Origin of the sequence: Prochlorococcus marinus str. MIT 9201, from assembly GCF_000759955.1 — a bacterium.
GTDB lineage: Bacteria > Cyanobacteriota > Cyanobacteriia > PCC-6307 > Cyanobiaceae > Prochlorococcus_A > Prochlorococcus_A marinus_G.
On the sequence record NZ_JNAL01000011.1, the window covers coordinates 47031 to 53588 of the forward strand.

Consider the following 6558-nt stretch of genomic DNA (forward strand, 5'->3'; position numbering starts at 1 on the left):
CAATCTTGATTACAAATATCCGATCTATTATATTAGATTTTATACTAATTGTGAATAATATTTGATGGATTCAGCTGCAATAAATTCTTTTATACCCACACTAGATCAGGTAGATAGTTGGTACGAAATCTTTACACTTTTACCAATATTAATTGCTCTAGAATTATTATTATCGGCAGATAATGCTGTCGCACTAGCTTCCCTTACTAAATCCCTCGACAGTTCAGAATTAAGGTCAAGAGCCTTAAATATTGGAATAACAATATCTTTATTATTTAGAATTATTCTGATCATATTATCTAATGCTTTTCTAAAGTTTATTCTTATTAGAGTTTTTGCTGGTTTTTATTTAATATACTTATTCTTCTCAAATGTTTTTTTAAATTCAGATATAGAAAACACTGAAAATGGGACAGATAATGATAAAAATAATTTTAGGTTCTTAAGGGTTGTAGCGCTTCTTTCAATTACTGATTTTGCTTTTTCCATAGATAGTATCACTACTGCAGTAGCTATCAGTGATCAATACATATTAATTATATTTGGAGCAGTGATTGGAGTATTAGCCTTAAGATTTACATCGGGGATTTTTCTAAAACTTCTGGATATATTTTCTAGATTAGAAACAGCCGGTTACATAGCAATTTTAATAGTGGGGATTAAACTTTTACTAAATACGTTAATTAAAGAATCTATTCTTCCAGACTATTATTTTTATTTTTTGATTCTTTTTGCTTTCATTTGGGGATTCTCCAAAAAAGAATCTAAAACTTAATCTGAGAAATATTCACCTACTGATGGCTTTAACTGTTGTATCAATTGCTTTTTGCTAGTAATGTTTTTGCCTTCAAGTTTTGCTTCTAACAAAATAATTGGATCAGTTTTAGTTGAAATTATTATTCCTTCATTTTCTATTACAGCAAGAATAATACCTGGTCTTGAATAATTGATCATTAAAAGGTATTTTTCATTTTTAATTTCATCACTACTCAAAACTTTGATTTTGAGTATTTTTAGGTTCTTACCTCTAAAAGTTGTATTTGCTCGCGGGTATAAACCTTTTATTTTTTGTGTAATTTCAGTTGCCTCATTACCCCAATCAACTATAAAGTCTGATTTTTCAATCATTCTTGCGTAAGTAATTTCTCTTCCAACGGAATTTTGTTTTTTCAATGGAGAATTTATATTTTTATAAATATTTTCTTCGAGTAGTGATGTGGCATTTAAAAATAATTTTGCAGATAAAATACTAAGTTTTTCCGATAGTGTATTTAAATTATCGTCATTACCAATTTTAATTTTTTCTTCCAATAATAAGTCTCCAGTATCTAGTCCCTCATCCATTTTCATAATTCCTACACCAGTAAATTCATCCCCTTTTATAAGGGACCATTGGATTGGGGCAGCACCACGCCATCTTGGAAGTAATGAAGCATGTGCGTTCCAACAACCAAATTTTGGGATTTCCAATATCTCTTTGGGTAAAATTTTCCCGTAAGCTATCACAATAAATAAATCACAAGATAGTGATTTAAGTTCATTTATAAAATGTATATTGTCCCTGATTCTTTCTGGTGTATAAATCTTTATTGATTCCTGCTCAGCAAAGCTTTTAATAGGTGAGGATATTAATTTATTCCCCCTAGATCTTTTCTTATCTGGTTGGCTAACTACTGCAATTACATCGTGCTTAGATTTAATAAAAATATCAAGGCTAGCAATTGAATATTCAGGTGTTCCCCAGAATATAATTCTCACGCGTCACCAGTTATTGATAATTCATCTACCCATATATGTGGAGAAATACCACTTGTTGTTACTTCCTGGTTTGATTCAATATTTACTATATTCTTCAAAAGATATTTGATATCCCCCGCTACAGTTGCAGATTCTATTGAGATTTTTTTACCGTTTTTATAGAGCCATCCATCAAATGGAAGAGAGAATGAACCCTGACTTGCTTTGACACCTGCATGGATTGCATTTAATTCTTCAATATAAACAAATTCTCCCTCATAAGTAGAGTGATCTAATGATGTTTTTAGAGCTGAGTTTTCCTCTGATTTCTCAACTACTATCCAATCAGGAGATACTGAGACCTTTGATCCTAGTCCAGCGTGGCCTGTGGGGATTGTTTTAAATATTCTTGCAGTTGATTCAGAATGTATAAAATTTTCAAGTCTCCCTTTATTAATTAAACATAGCCTTTTGGTAGGAGTTCCCTCTCCATCAAATGGTGATGAAGAAATATTCTTTTCGTGAAGACCATCATCATAAATGTTAAGTGCTTCTGTAGATAGTTTCTTTCCAATAGAATTTTTATTAGATAAACTAACTCCATCTAAAATGCTTCTAGCATTAAACATTGAACTAAAGGCATTAATGATCGTTAAAAAAGACTCTGGGGAAAAACATATTAAATATTTATCAGTTTTTATAGGTGAATAATTTAAATGAGAAATTGTTTTATTAAAAGCCTCTTTAATACACGACTCTATATCTATATCTTCAACTCCATATCCAAGTTTTACAGAACCTGAGCTACGAGGTTTCTTATTTTTCTCTTCTGCTCTTGCATATAAATAAAGTGCAGCTTGACTTTTGGTATAACTCCTAAAGGCACCATCACTATTTGCATAGACTCTCTCATAAAAACTCTCAGATAGACCATTATACGGAACAGATTTTATGGATTCATGGCTTTCTAATAGTTTTACTTCCGCTTCTCTTAAAAGAGTAAGTAATTTTTTTATTCCAACAGGATTTCTTTCTTTTGTGTCCTTAACTTCAATAGGGTCCTTGGCTAGTGGTGAGAATTCTGTTCTTTCATTCTTGTTGCCAAAATCAGATGCAATATTTGCTTGATATAGAGCTTTTTTAATACCAGATTCACTGATATCACTAGTTGTTGTAATACCAACTAAATTAGATTCGTTCCAAACTCTTATAGTTAAAATTTGTTTTTGTGATGCCTTAAGTTGTTTAGCCTCACCTTTATCTACTTGCACAGAATAATCATTAGAAAAGCTTGCACCATAATCCCATTTTTTGAGATTTAGAGAATCTGCAGCTTCAGAGATTTGAGTTGTTATTTCTTTTGAATTCATATCCTATCTTCCGCCAACAGTGATTGAATCAACCTTTATGTGGGGTTGGCCAACAGTTACGTTGACACTTCCACTGATGGATCCACAGAATCCAGGAGCTAATTCGAGGTCATTTCCGCACATTGATATTTTTGGCATAACTTCTTTAGCCTCACCAATCAAAGTTGCTCCCTTTACTGGATTAGTTAATTTGCCATTTTTAATAAGATATCCTTCTTCTACTGCAAAATTAAATTGTCCTGTGGCGCCTACACTGCCACCACCCATTGATTTGCAGTAAAGACCATCACTTATACTATTGATTAAATCCTCTTTAGAGTGCTCACCCTTAGCTATATAAGTATTTCTCATTCGTGAAGCTGCAGCAAAAGAATAATTTTGTCTTCTTCCACTTCCTGTTCTTTTATGGCCAGTTCTTAATTCACCTGCTCTGTCGGATATGAATTTTTTTAAAATTCCATCTTTTATAAGAACTGATTTTTCGGGTTCCATTCCTTCATCATCTACTGATAATGAACCAAAGGATCCTTCTGAAATTCCTTCATCTATTGCTGTTACAGATTCATGTGCAATTTTTTCATTCAATTTATTCTCAAATGGTGTTGTTCCTCTCTCTATTTGAGTAGTTTCAAGTAAATGACCGCAGGCTTCGTGGAATATAACACCACCAAATTTATTAGCTAATACAACAGGCATTTGACCCGCATCAACATAGTCTGCATACAACATGTTCATTGAGCTTTCGAATACATCATTTGCTGCTTTTTCGTGATCCCATAATCTGAATTCATGAGGCATTCCTGACGATCCAAATCTTCTACTTCCACTAGATCTATATTGGGCATCACTAGCAATCACGTTGAGTCCAACTGTTTGATGCAACCTAATATCTGAGACATAGGTCCCATCGCTGGAGGCTATAATTACTTCTTGCAGATTTCTTGAATAACTTCCTTTTCTAGTTATTATTTTACTATTTTTTTTAAGTGACTTTGTGCTGGCTAATAGTTTTTCACTTATCTCATGAATCGATGGGACTTCATTAATCCATTTTTTCTTGGATAAACTGTAATCTTTATGTTTATTTAAACCGTTAAATAATTCTCTATTATTTTTGTCTGAAATATCCAACATCTCAATAGCTTGAGATACTGATCTCATCAAACCTTGTTTTGTTAAATCATTTGTACTTACAAATCCGTCCCTTTTGTCTTTGAAAATTCTAATTCCAGCACCCTTTCCAAATGATGGACTTACACTTGTAATAAAATCTTCTTCAGCTAGTACACTTGCGTTATCAGTATTTTCTATAAATATTTCAACAAAATCAGCCCCAAGTCCCATCCCATAAAATATGACTTCTTCTAATAAATCTTTATTGCAACTACCAAATTCGATTTCATTTAACTTGATTTGTGACGAAAGCATTTGAGTCTATAAATTTACTCTTTAAATAAGATTATCTAATGGAAGGTTGATAGTCTTTACTGTCTAGAGGTTTTAATAAGTATAGTCTTAATAGTTGGTAACCGTTTGAAATAAAGATTGGTAATTTTGATAATACTTTATTTGGATTTTGATTATCGTTTTTGTCTATTTCTGCTAATCGCTTACCATTTTCCACAATACTGTCTAGTCTTCTATAGAAAGACTCATCGAAGACGTTTAGAACTACAGGGAATACTCTTGCTGAGGTTTCATTTGTCTTGTTAATTACAAACTGATCGTATTCTCTGGCATCTAAACCTAGTGCACTATAAAAATCTTTCTTTGTGCCTTGATCTCTAATGTACATAGTTGCAAAAACAGCTAATAGGAAAAATCTAGACCATAATTTTGAAACTAAAGGATGATTGTTCAAGAAATATCTAAACCTATGGAAATAGTCAAATAATGGATGTGTAAAGGTAGTTCCGCCTATTGTGATTTTATTGCTTAAAGACTTAACTGTACGTGGTTGAGCTTTCATTAGTGCGTCAAAGAAATCACCATGCCTATTTTCATCTTGACACCAATTTTCAAAGAAGTTGAAAAGTGGGAAAATTTTACCTTCAGGATTTTTTTCGAGATGTCTAAATATTGCTATATACCTCCAATAACCAATTTTTTCTGATATGTAGGTAGCGTAAAAAATACTTCTTGGTGGGAAATAAGTGTAATCTTTATTTGCGGTTAAAAAACCTAAATCTAACTGTAAGCCAAAGTCATTCATTGACTTATTCAAGAATCCCGCATGTCGAGCTTCGTCCCTAGCCATATGAGCAAAACATTCTGCGAGAAGTGGATTTTTATCTTTTATTCTTTTACTCAGTTCCTTGTATAAAAGAAAACCTGAAAATTCTGATGTACAACTTCCCTCCAGAAAATCTACAAAAAGTTCTCTCGTTTTAGGATCTAATTTATCAGCGGCACCTTCAAATTCTTTATTTCTTACAAAGTGATGCCTATTATAATCTTTCCTAAATTCTTCACAAATAGCCTCCAATTCTTCTTCGTTAATTGTAAGGTCCATCTTTTCCATCGCTTCAAAATCTGTCGTATAGAAATTTGGAGTTAAGATTGTATCTTTAGCAATCTCCTTTCCTCTGTTAACAGATTTAATATTTTTTGGTTCAATAGTTGATTTGGACATCTCTTTTTGTTTATTAATACTATTATTTACTATGATTTGCTTTTTCGAGGGAAAAGTTAACTTGGTGTTATTGTTTCATTCAGTTAACTCCTATTAATTTTTGTCCATTTAGTCTTTGAAGCACTCTTGAAATAATTAATTTTAGGGTAATTCTTTTTTCGTCAATAAGAAATGATTCAATAATACTGGGTTTTTGATTAGGCTTTGATAAAGAAATACTTTTTAATGAACTTATATCCTCCTTTTCAAAAGAAAGCCAAAAGTTGCATGTATCCTTAATTTCACAATTTATTACCCAACATTTATCCCCTGCGATTGGTCTATTGGTGTTTCCGAGATTTATTTCGTTTATTTCTAATCCTCTTAGGTTAATTTCTTCTATTAAAGAGGGAATCAAATGATCATTGATAAATTCTTGGAAAGGTTTTTTCTCTACAGGGAGTTCTTTTTTTGGTTTGGAAATATTTTTAACGGGAATATTGTTTTCTTTTTTTAAATCAACATTAGGAGCAGACTTATTTTGAGATTTAAGATTATTTTCAGAGAGTGCGGCATTTTCTTTTTTTAAATCAACATTAGGAGCTGACTCATTTTGAGATTTAAGATTATTTTCAGCGGGTGCAGCATTTTCTTTTTTTAAATCAACATTAGGAGCAGACTTATTTTGAGATTTAAGATTATTTTCAGAGAGTGCAGCATTTTCTTTTTTTAAATCAACATTAGGAGCAGACTCATTTTGAGATTTAAGATTATTTTCAGAGGGTGCAGCATTTTCTTTTTTTAAATCAACATTAGGAGCAGACTCATTTTGAGATTTAA

At 31.8% G+C, this 6558-nt stretch carries 6 protein-coding genes; 1 reads left to right on the forward strand and 5 read right to left on the reverse strand.

Going from position 1 to position 6558, the window contains the following annotated elements; all coding sequences use genetic code 11:
- Nucleotides 1-64 precede the first annotated feature (64 nt).
- Nucleotides 65-775, forward strand: coding sequence for a TerC family protein (locus EU95_RS0108935; protein ID WP_032522193.1), 711 nt, complete (start codon nucleotides 65-67; stop codon nucleotides 773-775).
- Here EU95_RS0108935 and fmt read toward each other — a convergent pair.
- From fmt to EU95_RS10150, 5 genes are all read right to left on the reverse strand, one after another.
- Nucleotides 772-1758: a methionyl-tRNA formyltransferase gene (gene fmt / locus EU95_RS0108940; protein ID WP_032522194.1), complete on the reverse strand. Its 987-nt coding sequence runs from the start codon at nucleotides 1756-1758 to the stop codon at nucleotides 772-774. The two genes, EU95_RS0108935 and fmt, sit on opposite strands and share 4 nt — an antisense overlap.
- A complete protein-coding gene (locus tag EU95_RS04270) occupies nucleotides 1755-3107 on the reverse strand; it encodes a TldD/PmbA family protein (protein ID WP_032522195.1) in 1353 nt (450 codons plus the stop codon). Before EU95_RS04270 ends, fmt begins: the two co-directional genes overlap by 4 nt.
- Nucleotides 3108-3110: 3 nt before the next feature.
- Entirely contained in the window at nucleotides 3111-4535 is a 1425-nt protein-coding gene (locus tag EU95_RS04265) for a TldD/PmbA family protein (protein WP_032522196.1), read from the reverse strand.
- Between the two features lie 31 nt (nucleotides 4536-4566).
- Nucleotides 4567-5739 carry a magnesium-protoporphyrin IX monomethyl ester (oxidative) cyclase gene (gene acsF / locus EU95_RS04260; protein ID WP_032522197.1) on the reverse strand — a complete coding sequence of 391 codons (1173 nt, stop codon included), beginning with the start codon at nucleotides 5737-5739 and terminating at the stop codon, nucleotides 4567-4569.
- Nucleotides 5740-5818: 79 nt separating this feature from the next.
- The coding region (locus EU95_RS10150; protein WP_032522198.1) for a DUF2996 domain-containing protein at nucleotides 5819-6558 on the reverse strand (740 nt) is incomplete at its 5' end.